The 1,160-nt window shown below is 64.1% G+C and carries 1 protein-coding gene; it reads left to right on the forward strand.

Translation table 11 applies throughout. The features are described 5' to 3' along the window. Positions 1-62: 62 nt before the first annotated feature. Complete coding sequence (locus O3W51_RS48140; protein WP_138359673.1) at positions 63-1,160, forward strand: IS630 family transposase; 1,098 nt, start codon at positions 63-65, stop codon at positions 1,158-1,160.

Below are 1,160 nucleotides of genomic sequence, written 5' to 3' on the forward strand. Positions count from 1 at the left end.
CTAGTGTCCTGCGCCAGTAGTTGATCGTTAGATGCTGTGTGACTTCTACTGCTGGTGCATCGGTGCCTCGTCGGGGCCCGAAACTGGAGCCGTTACTGCTGTGTGCGGATGAGCGGGCGGTGTTGGAGAGGTGGACGCGTCGGGCGACATCGGCCCAGGCCCTGGCCTTGCGCGCGCGGATCGTGTTGGCGTGCGCAGGGCCGGAGGTACCGCCGATCGTTACGGTCGCCAGGGATCTGCGGGTGAGCGCGGACACGGTTCGCAAGTGGCGGCGGCGGTTTCTCGTCGACCGGCTGGATGGTCTGGTCGACGAGCCCCGGCCGGGCCGGCCACCCACGATCGATGTCGGTCAGGTGGAGGCGGTCGTGGTCGCGACGCTGGAGGAGATCCCGAAGAACGCCACTCACTGGTCGCGGAAGTCGATGGCGGACCACAGTGGTCTGTCGAAGTCCACGGTCGGCAGGATCTGGCGGAGGTTCCAACTCAAGCCGCACCTGACGGACACGTTCAAGTTGTCGACCGACCCGTTGTTCGTGGAGAAGGTCTACGACGTCGTCGGGCTGTACTTCAACCCGCCCGAGGGCGCCGTGGTTCTCTCGGTGGACGAGAAGTCCCAGATTCAGGCACTGGACCGCTCTCAGCCGGTGTTGCCGATGATGCCGGGCATGCCGGAGCGCCGTACTCACGACTACGTCCGCAACGGCTTGACCACCCTGTTTGCCGCGTTTGATGTCACTACCGGGCAGGTCATCAGTGCCCTGCACCGCAGGCACCGGGCGGCGGAGTTCAAGAAGTTCTTGATCCGCATCGACAAGGAGGTGCCCGCGCACCTGCAGGTGCACCTGATCGTGGACAACTACGGCACGCACAAGACTCCCGCGATCAGGGCCTGGCTGAGCAAACACCCGCGGTTCCAGATGCACTTCACGCCGACCGGCTCGTCGTGGATCAATCAGGTCGAGCGATGGTTCGGCTTCCTGGCCGACCAGATGATCCGTCGGGGTGCCCACAAGAACGTCCAAAACCTCGAAGCCGACATCCGCGCCTGGGTGAAGAACTGGAACGAGGATCCCAAGCCATTCATCTGGACCAAGACGGCGGAAGAGATCCTCGACTCCCTCGCACGCTTCTGCCGACGGATCTCCGGCGCAGGACACTAG

The organism is Streptomyces sp. H39-C1 (genome assembly GCF_027158125.1).
In the GTDB taxonomy this organism is placed as follows: domain Bacteria; phylum Actinomycetota; class Actinomycetes; order Streptomycetales; family Streptomycetaceae; genus Actinacidiphila; species Actinacidiphila fildesensis.